Raw genomic sequence first — 20943 nt, forward strand, 5'->3', positions numbered from 1 at the left:
CGAGCGACCCCGCCCTCAGAACGTGACGAGCACCTTCATCGCGCGGTGCCGGTCCGCCGCCAGCGCGAAGGCGTCGTGCACGCGCGCCACCGGCACCGCCTCGGTCAGCAGAGGCGACACGTCCAGCAGGCCGCGGCTCAGGTAGTCCACCGCCCAGGCGTATTCGTCGACGAAGCGGAAGCTGCCCACCAGGTGCAGGCTCTTGACCATGATCTGGTTGAACGGGCAGCCCTCGCTGCTGCCGCCGAGCGTGCCCACCTGCACGATGGTGCCGCGCGGGCGCGTCGAGCGGATGCAGTGGGCCAGGCCGTCGTAGTGGCCCGAGACCTCGAAGCTCGCATCGACCTGGCCCTTGTCCGCGGCCAGCGCCTGCAGCGCATCGGGGTTCTTGGCCGCGTTGATGGCGAGCGTCGCGCCAACGCGGGTGCAGGCCGCGAGCGTTTCGTCCACAATGTCCACCGCAATCAGCTGGCTGGCGCCCGCGAGCTTCGCGGCCATGAGGATCAGCGCGCCGATGGGGCCGGCGCCCACCACCATCACCGTCTTGCCGAGCAGCGAGCCGGCCTCCTGCACCGCATGCAGCGCCACGGCCAGCGGCTCGCCGAAGGCGGCCAGCTCGAACGACAGCGTGTCGGGCACCACCACGCACTGCGTGGCCTCCACCACCACCTGCTCGCGCATCGCGCCCTGCATGTGCGGCCAGCGGCTGGCGCTGCCGAAGAAGTGCACGTTCTCGCAGTGGTTGGATGCGCCCGCGCGGCAGAAGCGGCAGACACCGCAGGTGCGCGACGGATTGAGGGCCACGCGGTCGCCCGGCTTCACCGCGCTGACCTGCGCGCCCACTTCCACGACCTGCCCCGAGGCCTCGTGCCCCGGCGTCAGCGGTGCGCGGATGACGAAGTCTCCGACGCGGCCGTGGCGGTAGTAATGCAGGTCGGAGCCGCAGATGCCCACCGCCTTGACGGCCACGCGCACCTGGGTGGGCGCCAGTGCTTCGGCCGGGCGTTCGGCAAGGCGCAGGTCGAGCGCGCCGTGGATTTCGCAGTTCAGCATGGCGTTACTTCAGGTTCTGCGTCATGCGACGCTCTTCTTCGCTGAGCGCGGGCTGCATGCGCTGGGCCACGGCGCGCAGCCAGTCGAGGTAGACCTGCTGGTCCTTCGCCACGCCCATGCCGGTCTGGATCTGGAAGATCTTGCTGTCCTGGCAGTCGTTCTCCTTGGGGAACACGGCCAGGCCCTTGACCTTCTTGCTGATGTTGGGCCACAGCATGCGGTTGAGCGGCGCCACGTCCGAACGGCCGGCCAGCACCTCTTCGATGGGCGCGACCGAGCCGGAATTGGCCACGCCGCGCAGCTTGGCCTTCGCGAACTGCTGGCGCACCAGCGGCTCCTCGCCGGCGCCCGAGAAATACGCCATGGTGATCTCGGGCTTGTTGAAATCTTCCAGCGTGCGCGCGCTGGTGAACTTCGGGTTGTCGGCGCGGCCGAACATGCACACGCCGGTGCTCGAGAAGGTGACGAAGTCGATGATCTTCGCGCGCTCCGCGGTCTCGTTCAGCGGCCCGATCATGATGTCCATCTGGTTGGCCGTGAGCGCCGGCACCTTGGTCTCGTGGCTCACCGCGACCGGCTCCACCTTCACGCCCAGCAGCTTGGCGAACTCCTTGCCCAATGTCCACGACGGGCCGGACCACGGCTCGCCATCGCCGGCGGTGTTCTGCGCCAGCCAGGGCGGGTTGTTGACCACGCCAACGCGCAGCACGCCGGCCTTGCGGATGGCGTCGATGCGCGGGCTCGCACCGGGTGGCGGCGGGGTCTGGGCCAGCGCGCCGAGGCAGCTGCCGGCCAGGGCGGCCGCGAGCGTTGCGCGGGCCAGCTTGCGGCCGAGGAAAGTGCGGGGGATGGATGGCATGAAGGTCTCCGGTTTTCTGTTGGCTTGATGTGTGACTTGCTTGCTTATTTCAGTGCGCCGATCACGCGGGCCTCGTCGGCGTCGAGCTGCGCCTTCCGGGCCTTGGCGACCTGCCGCAGCCATTCGAGGTAGGCCGGCTGGTTCTTGTCGACCGCCAGGCCGACCGGCGAGGCCTTCTCGGTGCTGCCCTGGCAGTTGTTTTCCTTCGGCAGGACGGCCAGGCCCTTGACCTTCTGCTGCAGCCCGACCCACGGCACGCGGTTGATCGGTGCCGCGTCGGCGCGGCGCGCCATGATTTCTTCCACCGGCGCGGTGGCGCCCGAGCTGGCCACGGCGCGCAGCCTGGCCTTGGGGAAGCGTTCCTTGACCCAGCCTTCCTCGGCGCCGCCGGTGAAGTAGGCGATCGTCACCTCGGGCCGGTTGAGGTCGTCGACCGAGGCGGCCTTGGCCAGCTTGGGGTTGTCGGCACGGCCGAACATGCACACGCTGGTGGCGGAATAGACGACGAAGTCGACCACCTTCAAGCGCTCGGGCGTTTCGCCCAGCGGGCTGATCGTCATGTCGACCTGGTTCGATGCCAGCACCGGCACCTTGGTCTCGTGCGACACCGGCACCGTGCTGAGCTTGACGCCGAGCAGGCGGGCGTACTCCTTGGCCAGCAGCCAGGCCGGGCCGCTCCAGGGCTCGCCGTTGCCGGTGGTGTTCTCGATCAGCCAGGGCGCGTTCTGCAGCACGCCGACGCGCAGTTCGCCGGCCTTGCGGATGGCGTCGATGCGCGGGCTCGCGCCGGGCGCGGGCGGCTCCTGTGCATGGACGGCGGCGAAGGTGCCGGCGAGCAGCAGTGCGGCCAGGCCGCGGGCGAGTTGGGACTTCATGGTTGGTGTCTCCGTCTTTTTTGAAAGGGTCGAGCGCGCCGGGGCAGCCGCGCGCGGGGCAGGGCGCCTAGCGCCAGCTCTGGGCGAATTCGCCGATCACGCGTTCCAGGTGCGCGCGCATGGCCAGCCGCGCGGCATCGGCATCGCCCGAGACGATCGCGGCGAAGATGCGCTGGTGGTCGTCCTGCGACTGGAGGCGCAGTGCGGGCGAATGGAAGTGCTGCTCGATCTGCGTCCAGATCGGGCCCTTGGCCTGGTCCCAGAGGTTCGTCACCGTCTGCAGCAGCACGCTGTTGCCGGTGGATTCGGCAATGTGCAGGTGGTACATGCGGTCGGCCGCCTCGTTGGCTTCCTTGTCGTGCATCTGCTCGCGCATGGTGGCGAGCGCGCCGAACATCTTGTCGAGGTCCGCATCCTTGCGCGTGGTGGCCGCCAGCGAGGCGATCTCGGACTCGATCAGGCAGCGCGCGCGCAGCAGCTCGAAGGGGCCGGCACCGGTTTCCTGCACCACCGGCAGCCGCGTGGGCGCGTCCTGCGGCTGGCAGATGTAGATGCCCGAGCCGCCGCGCACCTCGACCACGCCCTGCAGCTCCAGCGCAATGATGGCCTCGCGCACCGAGGTGCGGCTCACGTCGAAGCGCTCCGCCAGCGCCCGTTCGGAGGGCAGTCGCTGGCCGACCAAAAATTCACCCTGTTTGACCAATTCATGGATATTGGCAGCCAGGCGTTGATACGGCTTCTCCATTGGAGGTTGGCCGATTTTCGACATCGCTTCGGAGGAGGGGTGAATGAGCTTGAGGGCCATGGCGTATCAAAGTGGTTAGACCACATTCTGCGTGGCATACCAATTCATCCCATAGTGGTTTACCACTAGCGCAGGTGTTTGCGCGGGCGCCGCAGCGCGTGGAGCGGCCGCACCCTATGGCAAACTTCCGCGCTTTATCCGCAAGGCGTCCGAACGGCGTCGCCAGTTCCAGGGATCCCCTCCGACATGCAAAAAATCATTCGCCAGCTCGCCGCCGAGATCAAGGTAGGCGAGCACCAGGTGAAGGCGGCCATCGAACTGCTCGATGGCGGTGCCACGGTTCCGTTCATTGCCCGCTACCGCAAGGAAGTGACCGACGGCCTCGACGACATTCAATTGCGCGAACTCGAGGCGCGCCTTTCGTACCTGCGCGAGCTCGAAGACCGCCGCGCCGCCGTGCTCAAGAGCATCGACGAGCAGGGCAAGCTCACGCCCGAACTGCGCGCCGCGATCGAATTCGCGCCGACCAAGCAGGAGCTCGAGGACCTGTACCTGCCGTTCAAGCAGAAGCGCCGCACCAAGGGCCAGATTGCGCGCGAGTTCGGCATCGAGCCGCTCGCCGACAAGCTGCTGGCCGACCCCACGCTCGACCCTGCCGTGGAAGCCAAGGCCTTCCTGCAGCCCGCGACCACGCTCGATGACGGCAAGCCGGGCCCCGACTTCTCCACCGTTCCCGCCGTGCTCGACGGCGTGCGCGACATTCTTTCCGAGCGCTGGGCCGAAGATGCCGGCCTGGTGCAGAGCCTGCGCGAATGGCTCTGGAACGAAGGCCTGCTCAAGTCCAGCCTGATGGCCGGCAAGGACGAGAACAACGCCGACATCGCCAAGTTCCGCGACTACTTCGACTACGACGAGCCCATCGGCCGCGTGCCTTCGCACCGCGCACTGGCGGTGTTCCGCGGCCGCGCGCTCGACATCCTCGACGCCAAGCTGGTGCTGCCGGTCGAGCCCGAGCCGGGCAAGCCCAGCATCGCCGAAGGCCGCATCGCGCTGCACCTGGGCTGGAGCCATGCGGGCCGCGCGGCCGACGACCTGATCCGCAAGTGCGTGGCCTGGACCTGGCGCGTGAAGCTTGCGCTTTCCACCGAGCGCGACCTGTTCACCCGGCTGCGCGAAGAGGCCGAGAAGGTCGCGATCAAGGTGTTTGCCGACAACCTGCGCGACCTGCTGCTGGCCGCGCCGGCCGGCCCGCGCGTCGTGATGGGCCTGGACCCCGGCATCCGCACCGGCGTGAAGGTGGCGGTGGTCGATGCCACCGGCAAGCTGGTCGAGACCGCCACCGTGTTCCCGCACGAGCCGCGCAAGGACTGGGAAGGCTCGCTGCACACGCTCGGCAAGCTGTGCGCCAAGCACGGCGTGAACCTGATCGCCATCGGCAACGGCACCGCCAGCCGCGAGACCGACAAGCTGGCCGCCGACCTGATCAAGCTGCTGGCCAAGATGGCCGCGCAGGCCGGCGCGCCCGAAATGAAGGTCGACAAGGTGGTGGTGAGCGAGGCCGGTGCATCCGTGTATTCGGCCAGCGAATTCGCCTCGCAGGAAATGCCCGATGTGGACGTGAGCCTGCGCGGTGCCGCGAGCATCGCGCGCCGGCTGCAGGACCCGCTGGCCGAGCTGGTGAAGATCGATCCCAAGAGCATCGGCGTGGGCCAGTACCAGCACGACGTGAACCAGAGCGAACTCGCGCGCACGCTGCAGGCGGTGGTGGAAGACTGCGTGAATTCGGTGGGCGTGGACCTGAACACCGCGAGCGTGCCGCTGCTGAGCCGCGTCTCGGGCCTGTCGGCCAGCGTGGCCAAGGCCGTGGTGCGCTGGCGCGAAGCCAACGGTGCGTTCTCCACGCGCAAGCAGCTGCTCGACGTGAGCGGCTTCGGCCCCAAGGCCTTCGAGCAGAGCGCGGGCTTTTTGCGCATCCGCGGCGGCGCCGACCCGCTCGACGTGACGGGCGTGCACCCCGAGACCTATCCGCTGGTGGAGCAGATCATCGTCAAGACCGGCAAGCCGATTGCCGAGCTGATGGGCCGCGCCGAGATGCTCAAGACGCTGAAGCCCGAGCTCTTCGCCAACGAGAAGTTCGGCGTCATCACGGTGAAGGACATCCTGGGCGAACTCGAGAAGCCCGGCCGCGACCCGCGCCCCGACTTCAAGGTGGCGCGCTTCAACGACGGCGTGGACGACATCGCCGACCTGAAGGAAGGCATGGTGCTCGAAGGCACCGTGAGCAACGTGGCGCAGTTCGGCGCCTTCGTCGACCTGGGCGTGCACCAGGACGGCCTGGTGCACGTGAGCCAGCTCAGCCACAAGTTCGTGAACGATGCGCGCGAGGTCGTGAAGACCGGCGACATCGTCAAGGTCAAGGTGATGGAAGTGGACGTGGCGCGCAAGCGCATCGGCCTGTCGATGAAGCTCGACGCGGCCCCCGCGCGCCGCGACGGCCCGCGCGACAACCGCTTCGAGGGTGCGGGACGCGGCCAGCAACAAGGCCCGCGCCGCGACAACTCGCCGCAGCCCGCGGGGCAGATGGCGAGTGCGTTTGCCAAGCTGCAGGGGTTGCGCAAGTAGAGGGAGAGGGCGACTGCAGATCGGCGGCCGGCCTGTTAAACTAGTCATCACACTAGTCTGATGGAGGCTGCAAATGAAAACCTGGCCCGTCCAAGACGCGAAGGCGCGTTTCAGCGAATTTCTGGAGGCCTGCCTGGCCGAGGGGCCGCAGATGGTCACCAAGCGGGGCACCGAGGCCGCTGTGCTGGTGCCGGCGGCAGAGTGGCGGCGATTGCACGCCACGGCCAAGCCCTCCCTCAAGGAGTTGCTGCTCTCGGCGGAGGCGCGCACGGAATTTCTCGTTCCGCAGCGCGGCGCAGCGCGCCGGCGGCGCATCACGCCGATTCGCTGAGCCGCGGCATGTACCTGCTGGATACCAATGTGATCTCGGAATTGCGCCGACCTCGTCCGCATGGTGCGGTCGTCGCATGGCTTGCGCCGATTGCCGACAGCGACCTGCATCTTTCCGCAGTGACGATCGGCGAGATCCAGGCCGGCATCGAAATCACGCGCGAGCAGGATGCCGCCAAGGCCGACGAGATCGAGCAATGGGCGGCCCTGGTGGCCGCCTCGTACAACGTCCTGCCCATGGATGCCGAAACGTTCAGGCTGTGGGCTCGGCTGATGCACCGCAGCTCGAACACGCTCTATGAAGATGCCATGATCGCCGCCACCGCAAAGCAGCATGGACTGACGGTCGTGACCCGCAACGTCGGCGACTTCGCCAGCTTCGGTGTCGAAATCTTCAACCCGTTCGGCGCGGCATGAGGAAATGAAAGCCCTGCGCATCTACGCCGGCCCCGCCGCCCGCAAGCACATCGAACAGCACGGCCTGCGGCCGCAGGACGTGCGCACCGTTCCCGGCGCGGCGGGCGGTCCCAAGGGCCTGATCCTCGGGCCGCTCGACCGCTTCATCTTCGGGCGCTGGCTCTCGCAGTCGAGCCAGCCGGTGCACCTGGTGGGCGCGTCCATCGGCGCATGGAGGCTCTCAACCGCGTGCCTGGCCGATCCGCACAAGGCCTTCGCGCGCTTCGAGCACGACTACGTGCGCCAGCAGTTCGAGGTGCCGCCGGGCCAGAAGCGGCTGAGCCCGCAGCAGCTCAGCGCGCGCTTTGCCGAGAGCCTGCTCGACTTCTACGGCGGGCGCATTGGCGAGGTGCTGCACCACTCGCGCTACAAGCTGCATGTCGTGACTTCGCGCGGCCGCCACATCCTCGGGCGCGAGGGCAGGGCGCGCACGCCGGTCGGCTACCTGGGCGCCTTTGCCACCAACAGCCTGCATCGCAAGGGGCTGGGCGCATGGCTCGAACGCTGCGTGTTCTCCACGCCCGGCGCAGCCTTGCCTTTCGGCACCAAAGACTTCCGCACGCGACAGCATGCGCTCAGCGAAGAGAACTTCAATCTGGTGCTGCAGGCCTCGTGCTCCATTCCGTTTCTCTTGGCGGCGGTGCACGACATTCCCGGTGCGCCGCGCGGCGCGTACTGGGACGGCGGCATTACCGACTACCACCTGCACCTGGACTACCAGCCGGCCGACGAAGGCATCGTGCTGTACCCGCATTTCCAGCGCGCGGTGGTGCCGGGCTGGCTCGACAAAGGCCTGCGCTGGCGCCACAGGTCCACCAGCTTCCTGGACCGCATGGTGGTGCTCGCCCCCGATGCCGACTGGGTGCGGTCGCTGCCCAACGGCAAGCTGCCCGACCGCAAGGACTTCATCCGCTTCGCGAACGACGCGCAGGCGCGCATCGGCGCATGGAGCAGGGCCACGCGCGAGGCAGAGCGGCTTTCCGACGAGTTCGAGGCCTGGCTCGCCACCGGCAGTCGCACGCGCGACATCCTGCCGCTCTGAACAGGCTCCGCCGGGGCAAACCCCGAGGGGCTGCATGCGCAGCGCCTTCGAGAATGGCCAGCTCACTCTTCTCAGAGAAAGCCGCCACTCATGCCGCAGGTCCCCATTTCACGCCGCCGATTCACCCTTGCCGCCGTCGCCGCCGCGACCGTTCCGATGCCCGTGCTGGCACAAGGCACCTGGCCCAGCAAGCCGATCCGCATCATCGTGCCCTACACGCCGGGCGGGTTCACCGACCAGATGGCGCGGCTGGTGCAGGTCGGCCTGCAGGCGCGGCTCGGCCAGCCGGTGCTCGTCGACAACAAGCCCGGCGCCAACAGCCTGATCGGCGTTGATGCCATGGCCAAGGCCGCGCCCGACGGCAGCACCTTCGGGGTCGTCATCGCGGCCTATGCGGCCAACACCACGCTGTATCCCAAGCTGCCCTACGACCCGCAGAAGGACCTGACGGGCGTTTCGCTGATGGGCATCTCACCGCTGCTAGCCGCGGTCAACGTCGATGCGCCGTTCAAGACCGCGCGCGAACTCATCGACTACGCGCGTGCGAATCCGGGCAAGGTGAGCTTCGGCTCGTCGGGCAACGGCTCGGCCGCGCACCTGACGACCGAACTGTGGAAGTCGCTCACGCAGACCTACATGATCCACATTCCGTACCGCGGCGCAGTGCCCGCCTTGACCGACCTGATGGGCGGGCAGATCCAGTTGTTCTTCGATGCACCCACGGGCCTCATCAACCAGGCCAAGGCGGGCAAGGTGCGGCTGATCGGCGTGGCGGGCGACAAGCGGCTGGCGGCCGTGCCTGACGTGCCGACCTTCATCGAGCAGGGTTTCGCGGGCTTCACCGGCAGCACCTGGGCCGGCATGCTGGCGCCGGCCGGCACGCCGCGCGACGTCGTCAAGCGCATGTCAGAGGAGGTGGCGCGCATTATCAAAAGCGACGAGACGCGCGCCAGGCTCGACGCCATGGGCACCATTCCGGCGGGCAGCACGCCCGAGGAGTTCGATGCCTTCATCAAGGCCGAGACGGCCAAGTGGGGCAAGGTCATCCGCACGGCGGGCGTGAAGGCGGAATAGGAGAACCTCAGGCTGCCAGCACCAGCACCTTGAACTGGCTCGGCACGATCCGCATGCCGACGATGTTGCAGCGGTTCTGCACCGACAGGCTGGTCATGCGCGTACAGGGCGTGCCCTTGAGCAGCACGGTGAAGGCCCCGGTGACGTGGCGCGAGGGCCCCATCACCGTCTGCGACACCACGCCCATCAGCACGCCCGCGTTGTCGCCGTTGGTGATCGGCGTGACGGTGGCCAGGTTGTGGGCCGGCGCGCCGCCGAAGAGGATGTTCCAGGCGTTGGGGATGGCCGTGGGTCCGAGCGCGATGTTGGGATAGGGAATGGGCAGCGCCGGCGGCGTCTTGCAGACGTCGGGGAAGGCGAGATCGAGGCCCATCATCTGGCAGTTGGCGAACATGCGGTGCTCCTTTTCTTTCAGCCCATGTGGATCTGCTCGGCGTCGACCTTGACCAGCCCCTTGCTGGTCAGCAGCGTGTTCTTCGAATGCAGGCGCAGGGTCTGCTCGGCCTCGATGTCGATCTGGCCGGCGCGCACCTGTTCCACCTCCTCGGTCAGGCGGAAGCTCGAGCGGGTGAGCAGGTTGAGGCGATCCAGCACCACCTCGCAGGCGCGCCCGACGAAGCGCGACACCAGCACGCTGAAGCGGATGTGGCCGCCCTGGTAGTCCATCTCCCCGATCTCGCAATGGGCCCGCCGGGCCTGCGCGCGCCACTCGGGCGACTGCATGGCGATCGAGGTGTCCGACTCCAGCGCCATGGGGCCGGCGCTGCGCGCGCGGATACCACCCGCGCGCGACACCAGCGTCAGGTCGCCGTCCACGGCCAGCGTCGACTGGCGCGGGTCGGCCTGGGCTACCACCGCGATGACGAAGCTCTCGCCCTGGCGGGTCGAGGTGATCAGCACCGTATCGCCCGGCGCAGGTTGCAGCAGGCAGCTGGCGACGCGGCGGCAGCGCAGTGATCCCTGGCCGTCGTCGAGGCCGACCTCGAACCAGGGATCGCCATCGCAGGCGATCACGGTGGCGGTCCGCATGCCGGAGTCCGCGCGGGCCGCGTGCGAAGGGCGCTGCATCAGCGGATCCAGCACGCCTTGCGTTGCATGGCGTGCGGTGGCGGTCGTGCCGCCGACGGTGGTCCGGGTGGAGGTCATGGGCTTTCTTTCTTGGGGCGGCGGCCATGGACGTCGCGGTCCAGGCGGGATGCGCGCTCGGGCTGCTGGAGCGCCACCTTCTCGGCTTCGTGCAGGGCAGGGTCCCGATCCAGCGTACCCAGGCGGGTGCTGAACCTGGTGCCATCCAGGTCGGCGCGGTGAAGCACGGTGCGCAGGAAGGCGGCATCGCGGAAGTCGGCCTGGACCAGCGAGGCATAGGAAAAATCGGCGTAGTCCAGGCGGCTGCCGGTGAATGCGGTCTGCCCGCAGTGCGCACGGTGGAAGACGCCCTGTTCGAGTTGCGCCTGCGAGAAGTCCGCGCCGTCGAGGTGGGCGTCGACCCAGATGCTCTGCTGGAAGTGGCCGTGCCGCGCATCGACGCCGCGCAGGTCGGCCTCGGGAAACAGGCACTGCATGGCCTGCGCCCCTGCCAGCACCGCGTTGCGCAGGTCGGCGCCCTTGAAGTTGCACTGCGTGAGGCGCGCATCGCGGAATCGGCACGCCGCCAGCACCGCATCGATGAACTGGCAGAGGTGGAACTGCTGTCCGGAGAAGTCCTGCCCCGCAAGATCCGCCTCGCTGAAGATCGCGTTCGTGAAGCTGGCCCCGGTGTAGCGCGTGCCCGTCAGCGTTGCGCGAAAGAAGATGGTCGACGAGAAGGCCACCGCATTGAAGGAGGCGCCCGTCAGGTCGCACTCGGAGAACACGGCCTTGTCGAGGCTGGCACGGTCCAGGCAGGCGTTGCGCAGTTCGCTTCGATGGAAGTTCGCCTGGTCCATGAAGGCCTCTTCCAGCCGAACGCCCGACAGCGTGCAGCCGCTGAACACCGAATGCGGCATGGAGGCCGCATCCAGCACCGCATCCTGCAGGCTGCACTCGTGGAAGGCGGCGCGCGTCAGCTCCGCCGACGGCAGCTGCGCCTGGTCGAAGCGGCATTTCTCGAAGAGGGATTCGCCCAGGCGCGCGGCATCGGCCTGAACGCCCCGGAAGCTGCATTCGCTGAACACGCCGCCGCGCAGGTCGATGCCCCTCATGTCCATGTTGCTGAAGTCCTTCTCGCGGATCGGCTCACCATTGCGGACCTGGGCTGCCAGCGTCCCGGCGTTCACGCGCCGCCCGCCCCGGCGCGCCGGGGCAGTGTCTTGATCTGGTCGATGTGGGCACCCAGGGTGAGCGTGCCGCGGCTGATGAGGGACTGCGCGACATCGGCACGGAACAGGTTGGCCTCGCCCAGGTCGGCATCGACCAGGCAGGCCTTCTGAAGATTGGCATTCATGAGATTGGCGAGCCGCAGGGAGGCACGCGTGAGATCGGCGCGGATGAAGAGGCTGTCGGGCGCCGCCGCCGCGCGCAGGTCCGCGCCCTTGAGCGACGCGGAGGAGAAATCGCAGGTATCGAGCGTAGCCCGCCTGAAGTTCGCGCCATCGAGCGGCAGCTCGCGCAAGGTGCAATGCACCAGCGTGGCATCCTCGAAATCGGCCCCGCGAAGATCCGTGGTGCCGACGAAGCTGGTGGTCTTGAGCATGGCACGGCGAAACCGGATGCCCTTGTCGAGCGGCGTGTGGGCCCAGCTGCAGGCTTCGACGGCGGCGCCGGAGAAATCCACCGACTCGAATTCGGCCTGCACGAACAGCACCTTTTCCAGGCGTGCCTCGCCGAAGTCGCAGCGCGTCAGCCGGCAGTGTTCGGCCATGCTCAGGTAGCTCAGGTCGGCACGCCGCAGGCTGCAATCCACGAGTTCGATCCCCTGCAGCAACAGATGGCTCCACTTCGCTTCGTCGAGGCAGCAGCCGTCGAGGCGTAGCTTTTCCATCTGCGTGCGTTCGAAGCGGGCCTGTGCGAAGTTGGTGTTTTCGCAGCGGGCGAGGCTGAGGTTGGCACGCTCCAGGTTGCAGCCCGTCAACGACGCCTGGCTCAGGTCGGCGCGCACCAGCACCGATTGGCTCAAGTCGGCGCCATCCAGGCGGCTGCCCTTTAGGCGGGCGCCTTCGAGCAAGGTCTGGTGCATGCGGGCGCCCCGCAGATCGAGGCCCGACAGGTCGCAGCCCGTCAGATCCATGGCGGACAGGTCGCGGTCCGCGGCCATGGCGGCGAGTACGCGTTCGCGCGCCTGCGCATTGTGTTGCGCGGCCATCGGATCGGCAGCGGCCTGGTGGTGGGCCCCCATGCGGTACAGCGCCAGCATGCCCTGCCGGCCCCGCTGTCCGGCGGCCTGCAGCTCGGCGTGCTCGGCGGCGCTCATGGCCGGAGTGCCGGTGGCCGCGGCGATGCCGGCCAGCCCCTTGACGATCGTCTCGGCCTCGAATTTCGGCGGGCCCTTGAGCTGCGCGTTCTGGCTTTCCTCGATGATCCGGCCGCTGTCGAAGCCCGCCTTGCGCGATTCGGATGCGTTGTCCCGGGCCGCCATCGCGACCTCCTGCCTGGCTTCCTCCAGCGTGCGTTCCTGTTCGCGCTGGTAGGCGCGCGTCTTCTCGATGAACTCGGGCAGTTCGGCCAGCGTGGGCATCTTGCCGAAAGGCGCCGGCAGCGGCCGTTCCCGGAAATGGCGCGCCTTGTGGCCGGCCTCCAGGCCGCGCGCCGTCAGCTCGGCGCGCAGGCGCTCGCCCCTGTCCTTGATGTTCCTCGCCAGGATCGATTCGCGCGCGTCGATCTGGTCCAGCCAGGGGCCGATGGCCGAGGCCGGCAGCAGTTCCTCGTCGAGCAGCGCATGGATCGCGCCTTTCTCCAGGTTGCAGCGATTCTCGAAGACCTTCTCGTAGTGGGAGAGGGGGCGCAGCGGGCTGTCCGCCGTCTCCATCGCCGGCATGACATGCGTGATGTCCGCGGCGTCGTCCTCGACGATGGGCGTCTCGCCGTGGAAGATCAGCATGACCTGCGCCACGTGCGGGAAGAACCAGGCGGTGGTCAGCCGCAGCGGCACCTCTTCCAGTGCCAGGGGTCGCGCAGACTTTCTCGCCACGAAGCCGCGTGCGCGCAGATCCGGAAGCCGTCCGCGCAGCACCGCATGCTCCGGGTGCATGTTCCAGATCTCGTAGGGCACGGCTGCGGGGATGGACAGTTCGTCGGTCCAGCGCTGTTCCGGGGCCGCGGCGTTGAAGAACTGCCAGTCCATGTCGCGCGCGAAGCCGGGGTAGAGCGTCTCGCGCCACTGGTCGCCGTAGTCCGATCCCAGCAGCTTCAGGCGCTCGGGCAGATCGACGTCCATCGCACCCGGGCAGGCGGGGGCCGGACGCCGGTCGGGGCGGTCCATGCCATCGCCCGGGCGTTCGACGTTGGGAAGCCGCTGCACCAGCAGGCCATTGACCATCTCGGGTGCGTACCCGATGCCCGCGGGGTTGGCGGCAAAGCCGGGGCCGCCGAACGCGTGCCGCCAGTCCAGGCGCATGGTGTCGAAAGCCTGCGGCTCGGTGGCGCGTCCATCCAGCCAGTAGCGGTCGCCCGAGACGAGGAACTGGCGCCGCAAGGCGCCGACGCGCAGGTCGACCGCGCAGCGTGTCTTGTCCTGCTGGTGGCAGGTGTAGGCCTGGCCGCTCACCAGGAACTCGGGCCGCAGCTTGGGAATGCCGAGATCGATCGCGGACTGGTTTCCCACTTCGGCAGAGACGGTCTTCCAGAGCTCCGTCTCCGGCAGCAGCACGCCCCCTTCGCCGAGGGTGTGCATGCCGATCACGGTGAGCGCGAGACGCTGGTTTTGCGCGCGCAGGAAGGGCCGGGTCAGGACGCTCAGGCGCAGGGGCTTGACGGTTTTCACAGGGGGATCAGCGCCCTGCGCCGCGGATCACCAGCGGGGTGCGCCTGCGGTCGATGGCCAGCCGCGACGGGTCCTGCGGGTCCTGCAGCAGATGGATCTCGGGCCGGCCCGCGGAGAAATGGGCCAGCAGGTCCTCGTCGATGAGTGTGCGCAAGGTGGCCTGCTGCTCGATGCCGTCGGCATCGACGTAGGCGACGCCCAGCTGCACGGCCGTCAAGCGCTGGCCGACGGGGCCGCGCCGGGAGTAGCCGCTGGGCGAGCGCACCAGGGAAACCGCGACGCCATGCAGCGGGCGCCCATCGGCCTGCAACTGCTGCCACAGCCGGCCTTCCTCGGCATAGGCGCGATGGCTCATCAGCGACACGCTGAGCACGATCCCGGCGAGCACGATCACGCCCAGGCTGACGATGCCGAACACTCCCCACAGCACGATATCGAGCACGTTGTCCACGCCTCAGAGCAGGATCTTGAGCGCCTGGATGCCTGCGCGCAGGCCACCCGTCTTGATCTCCGTGCCCACGAGCTGGATGAGCGCACCGGCATCCCCCAGCGACATGGCCTTGTTCTTCCACTCCGCGCCCACAGCCTCCAGTTTCACGCCGATGGCTTGCGCCTGCACGCCGATGGCCATCGAACGCACGGCCACCACGCCCAGCGAAATGCCCGATACGTCCATGTTCAGGCCGGTGCCGCCCAGGCGAAACCACCTCCAGTCGCTGCTCTTGGCGTAGTTGTTGGTGTAGGTGGCGGAGTTGTTGGTGTAGTTGACCGTCAGGTTGTTGTAGGTGTTCGAAGTCGTGTTGTAGACGTTGGTGTTGATGACGTGCTGCGTCGTGTTGTGGATGTGGTTGGTCGTGTTGAAGGTCACGTCCGGCGACGTATGCACCGTCGGGCCGGTGACGGTCGTGGTCGACGGGCCGTTGACCTTGACGTTGTTCGAGGTGTTGATGGTGTCGCTGCGCCCGCCGCTCACGAAGCGGATCTCCTGCCCGTCGATGGTGCCGTGGAAGCCGCCGGTGATCGCCAGTTTCACGCCGCCGGTAATCGTGTCGTCCAGCCCGCCGCTGAGCGTGCGCTTCTTGCCGCCCGAGATGCTCTGCGTGACACCGCCCTGGACCGTCTCGCTGAAGCCGCCGGTCACGTCGCGCGTGTCGCCGCCGGTGATGGTTTCCTTGGCGCCCGCGGTGATGTCGCGCGTCTCGCCGCTCTGGTAGGTAGCCGACTCGTGGCCCTTGATGAGCGTGGTGCGGGTGCCGTCGGTGGTGTGGGTTTCGTTCGCTTCCACTTCGACGTCGAGGTTGCGCTCGGCATGCAGCAGGATCTGCTCGGCGCCCGTGCGGTCCTCGAAGCGCAGCATGTTGGCCTGGTTGGCCGCGCCGCCGCTGCTGGAGCGCGTGAGGATGCCGCTGGCCGTGGCGTTGGCGGGCAGCTCCCAGGGCGGCATCTGGTCGTTGTTGTAGACGCGGCCGGTGATGATGGGACGGTCGGGCTCGCCGCCGATGAAATCGACGATCACTTCCTGGCCCACGCGCGGCATGTGCATGGTGCCGTAGTTGGAGCCGGCCCAGTTGCTCGACACGCGCACCCAGCACGAGCTGTTCTCGTCCGACTGGCCGTAGCGGTCCCAGCGGAACTGCAGCTTCACGCGCCCGAAGCGGTCGGTCCAGATTTCTTCGGGGCCGACCACGGTGGCGGTCTGCGGGCCGTTGGTGCGCGGCTTGGGCGTCTTGCGCGCGGGGCGGTAGGGCACGCTGGAGGGCAGCACGGTGAAGTCGAACTCGCACACCGATTCGGCGGTGCCGCCGGTGGCGTACTCGGGCTCCTGCAGGTCGTAGCGGGTCTGGGTGACGAGGTATTCGCGGTTGTCGGCCTCGCGCGGGCAGTGCGTCATCTGGAACAGGTAGCCTGGTGCCATGCCGGCCACGTTGGTGTGCCCCGTGGCCAGTTCGTGCGCGCACTGCAGCTCTTGAAGGCGGATCTTCGCGTAGCTGTCGCCCTGGTCGTTCTCGCTGTAGCCGCCCAGCCATTCATAGACTTCGTAGCCTGAATGATCGTGGCCTTTCGGGTCCTGCTGCACGCTCTGGAGCGAGGCGCGCGACTTCCTGAAGTCGAAGTCGTCGAGCATCACGCGGCCCGAGGTGATCTGCTCAGAGATGCGCCACTGGTCGATGCAGGGCTCCATCGCATTCACCACGCGGTCGCGCGGACGGTAGGCAATGGTGGCGTGGCCCGGCAGGGTGCTGTAGCCGCCCACGTCGTCGGCCAGCACCAGCAGGTGCGAGCCGTTGCGGTGCTCGAAATGGTAGGCGATGCCCTCGTGCTCCATGAGGCGGCAGGCGAAGGCGAAGTCGCTCTCCTGGTACTGCACGCAGTATTCCCAGGGCCGGTAGCTGCCCGAGAGGCGCTTCTCGTACTCGAAGCCGTATTTGCCGAGCACCTCGTCGAGCACGTCGGGCACGCTCTTGTTCTGGAAGATGCGGCAGTCGGTGGTGCGCGTGAGGTACCAGAGCCAGGGCTGCACCAGCGCGCGGTAGATGTAGTGGCGGGCGGTTTCGTTGGCGCGGCCCACCAGCTCGAAGCGCACCACGGTGCCGTTGAGAAAGCGCGAGGCGCCTTCGTCCTGCAGTTCGAGCGTGAGCGAAGTACCCAGCAGCGTCTTCAGGTCGAGATTGAAGCTCGGGCTGACCATGTCGACCTCGAACTCGAACAGCTGCGAGAGGCCTTCCTGTCCCCGCATCGCGCGGAACTTGAGCTGCTCGGCGTTGAGTACGGTATGAACCTGGACGGTACGTGGCATTCGAAATTTCCCTGGCCCTTGGGGCTTCTGCGAATGCGAAGCCTTCGAATGCCAGTCTAGAAATTCCTTATGTCATATACATGACGCGAGAGGGATCTCCTCCCTTACATCGAGGCTTCGAGCATCGCCTTGTAGTCGTCGCGCGAAGCCAGCCGCGGGTTGGTCTTGTGGCAGTGGTCGGCCATGGCGCCATCGATGATCTGCTCGAACAGGGCGGGCGTGACGCCCACCTCGGCCAGGCCCTTGGGCAGGCCGAGGCGCGCGTTCATGTCGCGGATCGCATCGCCGAGATCGCCGGGCGAATCGAGGTGCATGGCCCGCGCCATGCGCTGCAGCCGCTGCTCCTTCTGCACCGATTCGGCGCCCGCATTGAAGTGGATCACGGCCGGCAGGAAGAGGGCGTTGAGCGTGCCGTGGTGCAGGCGCGGGTCGACGCCGCCCAGGCTGTGGCTCAGCGAATGCACGCAGCCCAGCCCTTTCTGGAATGCCATGGCGCCCTGCATCGACGCGCTCATGAGATTGAGGCGCGCCTCGCGGTCGCTGCCGTCTTTTGTGGCGCGTTCGATGTGCAGCCAGGCGCGCTCCAGGCCGTCGAGCCCGATGCCGTCGGCCGGCGGATTGAACGCAGCCGACATGAAGGTTTCCATGCAGTGCGCAATGGCGTCCATGCCGGTGGCGGCGGTGAGCCGGGGCGGCAGGCCGAGCGTGAGCTCGGGGTCGCAGATGGCGGCCTTGGGCATCAGGAACCAGCTGTGGAAGCCGAGCTTGCGGTGGTCGTCGACGATCACGATGGCGCCGCGCGCCACCTCGCTGCCGGTGCCGCTGGTGGTGGGCACCGCAATGAGCGGCACCGCGCGCTCGGTGATCTTCGGCGAGCCGCCCTCGATGGTGGCGTAGGTCTTGAGCGGGCCTTCGTGCGTGGCGGCAATCGCCACGCCCTTGGCGCAGTCGATGGCGGAGCCGCCACCCACCGCGATGAGCCCGTCGCAGCGGCCGCTGCGGTACAGCTCGACGGCCGCACGCACGGCGGCCTCGGTGGGGTTGGAAGGCGTCTGGTCGAACACCGCCACCTCGAGGTCGGCAATGGCATCGAGCGCCTTCTGCAGCACGCCGGCCGCGCGCACGCCCGCGTCGGTCACGATCAGCGGCCGGTTGATGCCGATGCGCGCGCATTCGCTGGACAGCAGCTGGATGGCGCCGAATTCGAACTGGATCTGGGTGAGGTATTGGATGAGGGCCATGAGGTGGGTTTGCCTGGGGCAGTACGATTGCAGACCACCCAAATCTAACAAGCAGGGACAGTCTTGCACATGAACAAAACCCTTGCCGCTGTCGCGCCCGGCACATGGCGGCCGCCGCTCACCGCGAAGATGGCCGGCGTGGTCGAGCGCATGGCGCGGGCCGGCCATCCTTCGCTCGACCAGCTCACACCCGACGAGGCCAAGGCATCCTACGAGAAAGGCGCGGGCGTGCTCGAAGTGCCGAAGCCCGCGCTGGCGCGCATCGATGATTTCACCATTCCGGCGCGCGATGGCTTCGCGATTCCTGCGCGGCTCTACGCCCCGTCGGCAACGGCGGTGCTGCCGGCGCTGATGTATTTCCATGGCGGCGGCTTCACGGTCGGCAACATCCGCACGCACGATACGCTGTGCCGCGTGCTGAGCAGCAAGAGCGGCTGCGCGGTGGTGTCGGTCGACTACCGATTGGCGCCCGCATTCAAGTTTCCGACGGCATCGAATGATGCATGGGATGCCTTCGCCTTCCTCGCCCACGAAGGGGGCCGCGTCGGCGTCGACATCGAGCGCCTTGCGGTGGGCGGCGACAGCGCCGGCGGCACGCTGGCCGCTGTGTGCGCCATCCTCGCGCGCGACGCGGGCCTGCCGCTCGCGCTGCAGATGCTCATCTATCCCGGCACCGCGGCGCACCAGGACACGGCCTCGCACCGGCGCTACGCCCATGGCCCGCTGCTCACCAAGGCGCTGATCGACTATTTCTTCGGCCAGTACGTGCGCACGCCGGCCGACCGCGACGACTGGCGCTTTGCGCCGCTGTTGGCCGACGACGTCGACGGCGTGGCGCCTGCATGGATCGGCCTGGCCGAATGCGATCCGGTGGTGGACGAGGGCATTGCCTACGCCGACAAGCTCCGTGCCGCGGGCGTGGCGGTCGACCTGGAAATCTACCGCGGCGTGATCCACGAATTTCTGAAAATGGGCCGCGCCATCCCCGAGGCGCTGCAGGCGCAGGACGACGCGGCCCGTGCACTCAAGGACGCACTGAACCCATGACCGACGAAGCCACGCCCCAACGAAAAGACTTCCGCTTCTTTCACCGCCTGCGCGTGCGCTGGGCCGAAGTCGACATGCAGAAGATCGTATTCAATGCGCACTACCTGATGTACTTCGACACCGCCATTGCCGACTACTGGCGTGCGCTCGCGCTGCCGTACGAAGAGGCCATGCATGCGCTGGGCGGCGACCTCTACGTGCGCAAGGCCACGGTCGACTTTCGCGCCTCCGCGCGCATGGACGACGTGATCGACGTGGGCATGAAGTGCGCGCGCATCGGCAATTCGTCCATCGTCTTCGAGGGCGCGCTGTTCCGGCAGGACCAGTACCTGGTGGGCTGCGAACTCGTCTATGTGTTTGCCGACCCGGCCACGCAAACCTCGAAGCCGGTGCCGCCTGCCTTGCGCGAAATCCTCACGGGCTTCGAGGCCGGCGAGCCGATGCGCACGGTGGAAACGGGCGGCTGGAAAACGCTGGGCGAAGGCGCGGGTGCGCTGCGGCGCGCGGTCTTCATCGAGGAGCAGAACATTCCCAAGGAACTGGAGTGGGACGCGCACGATGCCGTGGTGCTGCATGCGGTGGCCCGCAACCGGCTCGGCCAGGTGATCGCGACCGGCCGGCTGCTCGATGCGGTCGATGGCACGGCCATGCTCGGCCGCATGGCCGTGCACCGCGCGCTGCGCAGCGGCGGCCACGGTGCCGCCGTGATGCAGGCGTTGGAGGCGGCCGCCAAGGCGCGCGGCGACCGCGAGATCGGCCTGCATGCGCAGCGCAGCGCCGAGCGCTTCTATGCGCGGCTGGGCTACGCCGTGCATGGCGAGCCTTTCGAGGAAGCCGGCATTCCGCACATCGAGATGCGCCGCACGCTGGGTTGATCGCAGCGCCCGAGACGGCGCTCAATAGCGCGCCGGCGGATCGGGCACGTAGCCCATCTCCGAACCCGGGAAGGCGGACGGGCCCTCGGGGCGCGGCCAGCGCGCGGGTGGAGGCACCGGAATCACACCCGCGGCAATGAGGTTCTCGCGGCTGTCGTAGCGGATGCGAACCACCTCGTCGGGCGTGGACTGTGCGCGTTCGAAGGCGGTGTGGACTACGTGCGAGGTCTCGCGCCGGCCGTGGGCGGTGCCCAGGCTCGGGCTGGGCGGCGATGGCCGGGCCAGGCTGCCTTTCGCCGATGCGGCGGATTCAGCGCCCAAGGCGCTGTCGGCGGAGCGGGCCTGTGCGGCAGGTGCAGCGGGTGCGGCCTCCGCCACCGTCGGCGGCAGCGAAGGCGGCTCGGGCACACGCTCGCGGAACATCGCGACGCCGATCACGCCCACGTCGTCCGGCCGCCCGGTGCGGCTTGCGTACGAATTGCCGATGGAGGTGAATTCGAAGGCCGCGATCTGCGAAGCGCTCTTGCGCCAGCCGGTGATGTCGCTGCGCTCGCCACCGGAAAACACATAGCCGTTCTGCAGCACGCCCGCGGTTTCGCCCGTCACGATGTTGACGCCGTCCACCGACATCACGGCCATGACGCGTTCGCCCACCGCATTGCGCGCGCGGATCGCGTAGCGCGCGCCGGGCCGGCCCGCTACCCAGTATTCGCCGCGGTGGCGGTAGATCGGCAGTTCGCGGCCGCTTGCGCGGTCGACCACGCTGAGCTGCATCAGCGAACCGATGCGGTTGAAGGTCGAAGGCGGCGGCCGCACCGGGCTTTCGGCGCATGCCGGCAGCACGCCCAATGCGGTCCATGCGAGGGCGGTCGAGAAGAGGAGTCTGCGCTTCATGATGGTCTTTCCTTGCCAGGAGTGGATCGGTACGGCTTCTACGGAGCAGCACCGGCGGCAGGGTTAAACGCGCGCAAAAAAAGCGCTGCCTCTTTCGGGGCAGCGCCAGGCGTCCAAGTCTTCGGACGCTGGGGGA

At 68.0% G+C, this 20943-nt stretch carries 19 protein-coding genes; 7 read left to right on the forward strand and 12 right to left on the reverse strand.

Translation table 11 applies throughout. The features are described from left to right. Nucleotides 1-15: 15 nt before the first annotated feature. The 4 genes from ACAM54_RS12725 to ACAM54_RS12740 all read right to left on the reverse strand — a co-directional run bounded on the left by ACAM54_RS12725 (nucleotide 16) and on the right by ACAM54_RS12740 (nucleotide 3592). On the reverse strand, nucleotides 16-1053 hold the full coding sequence (locus ACAM54_RS12725; RefSeq protein WP_369650911.1) for an L-idonate 5-dehydrogenase: 1038 nt from the start codon (nucleotides 1051-1053) through the stop codon (nucleotides 16-18). Between the two features lie 4 nt (nucleotides 1054-1057). Then, complete coding sequence (locus ACAM54_RS12730) at nucleotides 1058-1912, reverse strand: substrate-binding periplasmic protein (protein ID WP_369650912.1); 855 nt, start codon at nucleotides 1910-1912, stop codon at nucleotides 1058-1060. A gap of 44 nt (nucleotides 1913-1956) precedes the next feature. After that, nucleotides 1957-2787: a substrate-binding periplasmic protein gene (locus ACAM54_RS12735; protein WP_369650913.1), complete on the reverse strand. Its 831-nt coding sequence runs from the start codon at nucleotides 2785-2787 to the stop codon at nucleotides 1957-1959. Between the two features lie 67 nt (nucleotides 2788-2854). Continuing rightward, nucleotides 2855-3592: a FadR/GntR family transcriptional regulator gene (locus ACAM54_RS12740; protein ID WP_319432616.1), complete on the reverse strand. Its 738-nt coding sequence runs from the start codon at nucleotides 3590-3592 to the stop codon at nucleotides 2855-2857. A 186-nt stretch (nucleotides 3593-3778) separates the two neighbouring features. Here ACAM54_RS12740 and ACAM54_RS12745 point away from each other — a divergent pair, with 186 nt between their 5' ends. From ACAM54_RS12745 to ACAM54_RS12765, 5 genes are all read left to right on the forward strand, one after another. Continuing rightward, nucleotides 3779-6154, forward strand: coding sequence for a Tex family protein (locus ACAM54_RS12745; RefSeq protein ID WP_369650914.1), 2376 nt, complete (start codon nucleotides 3779-3781; stop codon nucleotides 6152-6154). A gap of 73 nt (nucleotides 6155-6227) precedes the next feature. After that, entirely contained in the window at nucleotides 6228-6485 is a 258-nt protein-coding gene (locus tag ACAM54_RS12750) for a type II toxin-antitoxin system Phd/YefM family antitoxin (RefSeq protein ID WP_012747976.1), read from the forward strand. Nucleotides 6486-6493: 8 nt separating this feature from the next. Continuing rightward, nucleotides 6494-6901, forward strand: coding sequence for a type II toxin-antitoxin system VapC family toxin (locus tag ACAM54_RS12755; RefSeq protein ID WP_192324676.1), 408 nt, complete (start codon nucleotides 6494-6496; stop codon nucleotides 6899-6901). 4 nt (nucleotides 6902-6905) lie between these two features. Further along, nucleotides 6906-7982, forward strand: coding sequence for a phospholipase (locus tag ACAM54_RS12760; protein ID WP_369650915.1), 1077 nt, complete (start codon nucleotides 6906-6908; stop codon nucleotides 7980-7982). Nucleotides 7983-8072: 90 nt separating this feature from the next. After that, nucleotides 8073-9056 carry a tripartite tricarboxylate transporter substrate binding protein gene (locus ACAM54_RS12765; protein ID WP_369650916.1) on the forward strand — a complete coding sequence of 328 codons (984 nt, stop codon included), beginning with the start codon at nucleotides 8073-8075 and terminating at the stop codon, nucleotides 9054-9056. Nucleotides 9057-9063: 7 nt separating this feature from the next. On the opposite strand, the gene ACAM54_RS12770 is transcribed toward ACAM54_RS12765, so the two are convergent. The 7 genes from ACAM54_RS12770 to ACAM54_RS12800 all read right to left on the reverse strand — a co-directional run bounded on the left by ACAM54_RS12770 (nucleotide 9064) and on the right by ACAM54_RS12800 (nucleotide 17991). Continuing rightward, complete coding sequence (locus ACAM54_RS12770) at nucleotides 9064-9450, reverse strand: DUF4150 domain-containing protein (protein WP_145747461.1); 387 nt, start codon at nucleotides 9448-9450, stop codon at nucleotides 9064-9066. A gap of 17 nt (nucleotides 9451-9467) precedes the next feature. Continuing rightward, nucleotides 9468-10202, reverse strand: coding sequence for a DUF3540 domain-containing protein (locus ACAM54_RS12775; protein WP_145747462.1), 735 nt, complete (start codon nucleotides 10200-10202; stop codon nucleotides 9468-9470). Further along, a complete protein-coding gene (locus tag ACAM54_RS12780; RefSeq protein WP_369650917.1) occupies nucleotides 10199-11311 on the reverse strand; it encodes a pentapeptide repeat-containing protein in 1113 nt (370 codons plus the stop codon). Before ACAM54_RS12780 ends, ACAM54_RS12775 begins: the two co-directional genes overlap by 4 nt. Further along, nucleotides 11308-13953, reverse strand: coding sequence for a DUF2169 domain-containing protein (locus tag ACAM54_RS12785; protein ID WP_369650918.1), 2646 nt, complete (start codon nucleotides 13951-13953; stop codon nucleotides 11308-11310). Before ACAM54_RS12785 ends, ACAM54_RS12780 begins: the two co-directional genes overlap by 4 nt. A 7-nt stretch (nucleotides 13954-13960) precedes the next feature. Next, nucleotides 13961-14404, reverse strand: a complete 444-nt coding sequence (locus tag ACAM54_RS12790) for a hypothetical protein (RefSeq protein WP_369650919.1) — start codon at nucleotides 14402-14404, stop codon at nucleotides 13961-13963. A gap of 3 nt (nucleotides 14405-14407) precedes the next feature. Beyond that, the gene (locus ACAM54_RS12795) at nucleotides 14408-16750 is read right to left on the reverse strand and encodes a type VI secretion system Vgr family protein (protein ID WP_369650920.1); all 2343 of its coding nucleotides are present in this window, start codon (nucleotides 16748-16750) and stop codon (nucleotides 14408-14410) included. A gap of 104 nt (nucleotides 16751-16854) precedes the next feature. Then, nucleotides 16855-17991, reverse strand: a complete 1137-nt coding sequence (locus tag ACAM54_RS12800) for an iron-containing alcohol dehydrogenase (RefSeq protein WP_025569389.1) — start codon at nucleotides 17989-17991, stop codon at nucleotides 16855-16857. 69 nt (nucleotides 17992-18060) lie between these two features. Here ACAM54_RS12800 and ACAM54_RS12805 point away from each other — a divergent pair, with 69 nt between their 5' ends. Both ACAM54_RS12805 and ACAM54_RS12810 read left to right on the forward strand, forming a co-directional pair. Continuing rightward, nucleotides 18061-19038 carry an alpha/beta hydrolase gene (locus tag ACAM54_RS12805; RefSeq protein ID WP_369650921.1) on the forward strand — a complete coding sequence of 326 codons (978 nt, stop codon included), beginning with the start codon at nucleotides 18061-18063 and terminating at the stop codon, nucleotides 19036-19038. Continuing rightward, a complete protein-coding gene (locus ACAM54_RS12810; RefSeq protein WP_025569387.1) occupies nucleotides 19035-19913 on the forward strand; it encodes a YbgC/FadM family acyl-CoA thioesterase in 879 nt (292 codons plus the stop codon). The genes ACAM54_RS12805 and ACAM54_RS12810 overlap by 4 nt, the downstream gene beginning before the upstream one ends. Before the next feature lie 21 nt (nucleotides 19914-19934). On the opposite strand, the gene ACAM54_RS12815 is transcribed toward ACAM54_RS12810, so the two are convergent. Next, a complete protein-coding gene (locus tag ACAM54_RS12815) occupies nucleotides 19935-20807 on the reverse strand; it encodes a hypothetical protein (protein WP_369650922.1) in 873 nt (290 codons plus the stop codon). Nucleotides 20808-20943 lie beyond the last annotated feature (136 nt).

This window comes from Variovorax sp. V93, assembly GCF_041154485.1.
In the GTDB taxonomy this organism is placed as follows: Bacteria; Pseudomonadota; Gammaproteobacteria; order Burkholderiales; family Burkholderiaceae_C; genus Variovorax; species Variovorax beijingensis_A.

Coding starts and splice junctions, on each gene's coding strand:
- ACAM54_RS12740 (WP_319432616.1), bottom strand. CDS start 3,592: ATGGCCCTCAAGCTCATTCACCCCTCCTCCGAAGCGATGTCGAAAATC.
- ACAM54_RS12805 (WP_369650921.1), top strand. CDS start 18,061: ATGAACAAAACCCTTGCCGCTGTCGCGCCCGGCACATGGCGGCCGCCG.
- ACAM54_RS12795 (WP_369650920.1), bottom strand. CDS start 16,750: ATGCCACGTACCGTCCAGGTTCATACCGTACTCAACGCCGAGCAGCTC.
- ACAM54_RS12735 (WP_369650913.1), bottom strand. CDS start 2,787: ATGAAGTCCCAACTCGCCCGCGGCCTGGCCGCACTGCTGCTCGCCGGC.
- ACAM54_RS12810 (WP_025569387.1), top strand. CDS start 19,035: ATGACCGACGAAGCCACGCCCCAACGAAAAGACTTCCGCTTCTTTCAC.
- ACAM54_RS12765 (WP_369650916.1), top strand. CDS start 8,073: ATGCCGCAGGTCCCCATTTCACGCCGCCGATTCACCCTTGCCGCCGTC.
- ACAM54_RS12755 (WP_192324676.1), top strand. CDS start 6,494: ATGTACCTGCTGGATACCAATGTGATCTCGGAATTGCGCCGACCTCGT.
- ACAM54_RS12760 (WP_369650915.1), top strand. CDS start 6,906: ATGAAAGCCCTGCGCATCTACGCCGGCCCCGCCGCCCGCAAGCACATC.
- ACAM54_RS12750 (WP_012747976.1), top strand. CDS start 6,228: ATGAAAACCTGGCCCGTCCAAGACGCGAAGGCGCGTTTCAGCGAATTT.
- ACAM54_RS12730 (WP_369650912.1), bottom strand. CDS start 1,912: ATGCCATCCATCCCCCGCACTTTCCTCGGCCGCAAGCTGGCCCGCGCA.
- ACAM54_RS12775 (WP_145747462.1), bottom strand. CDS start 10,202: ATGACCTCCACCCGGACCACCGTCGGCGGCACGACCGCCACCGCACGC.
- ACAM54_RS12815 (WP_369650922.1), bottom strand. CDS start 20,807: ATGAAGCGCAGACTCCTCTTCTCGACCGCCCTCGCATGGACCGCATTG.
- ACAM54_RS12745 (WP_369650914.1), top strand. CDS start 3,779: ATGCAAAAAATCATTCGCCAGCTCGCCGCCGAGATCAAGGTAGGCGAG.
- ACAM54_RS12770 (WP_145747461.1), bottom strand. CDS start 9,450: ATGTTCGCCAACTGCCAGATGATGGGCCTCGATCTCGCCTTCCCCGAC.
- ACAM54_RS12725 (WP_369650911.1), bottom strand. CDS start 1,053: ATGCTGAACTGCGAAATCCACGGCGCGCTCGACCTGCGCCTTGCCGAA.
- ACAM54_RS12800 (WP_025569389.1), bottom strand. CDS start 17,991: ATGGCCCTCATCCAATACCTCACCCAGATCCAGTTCGAATTCGGCGCC.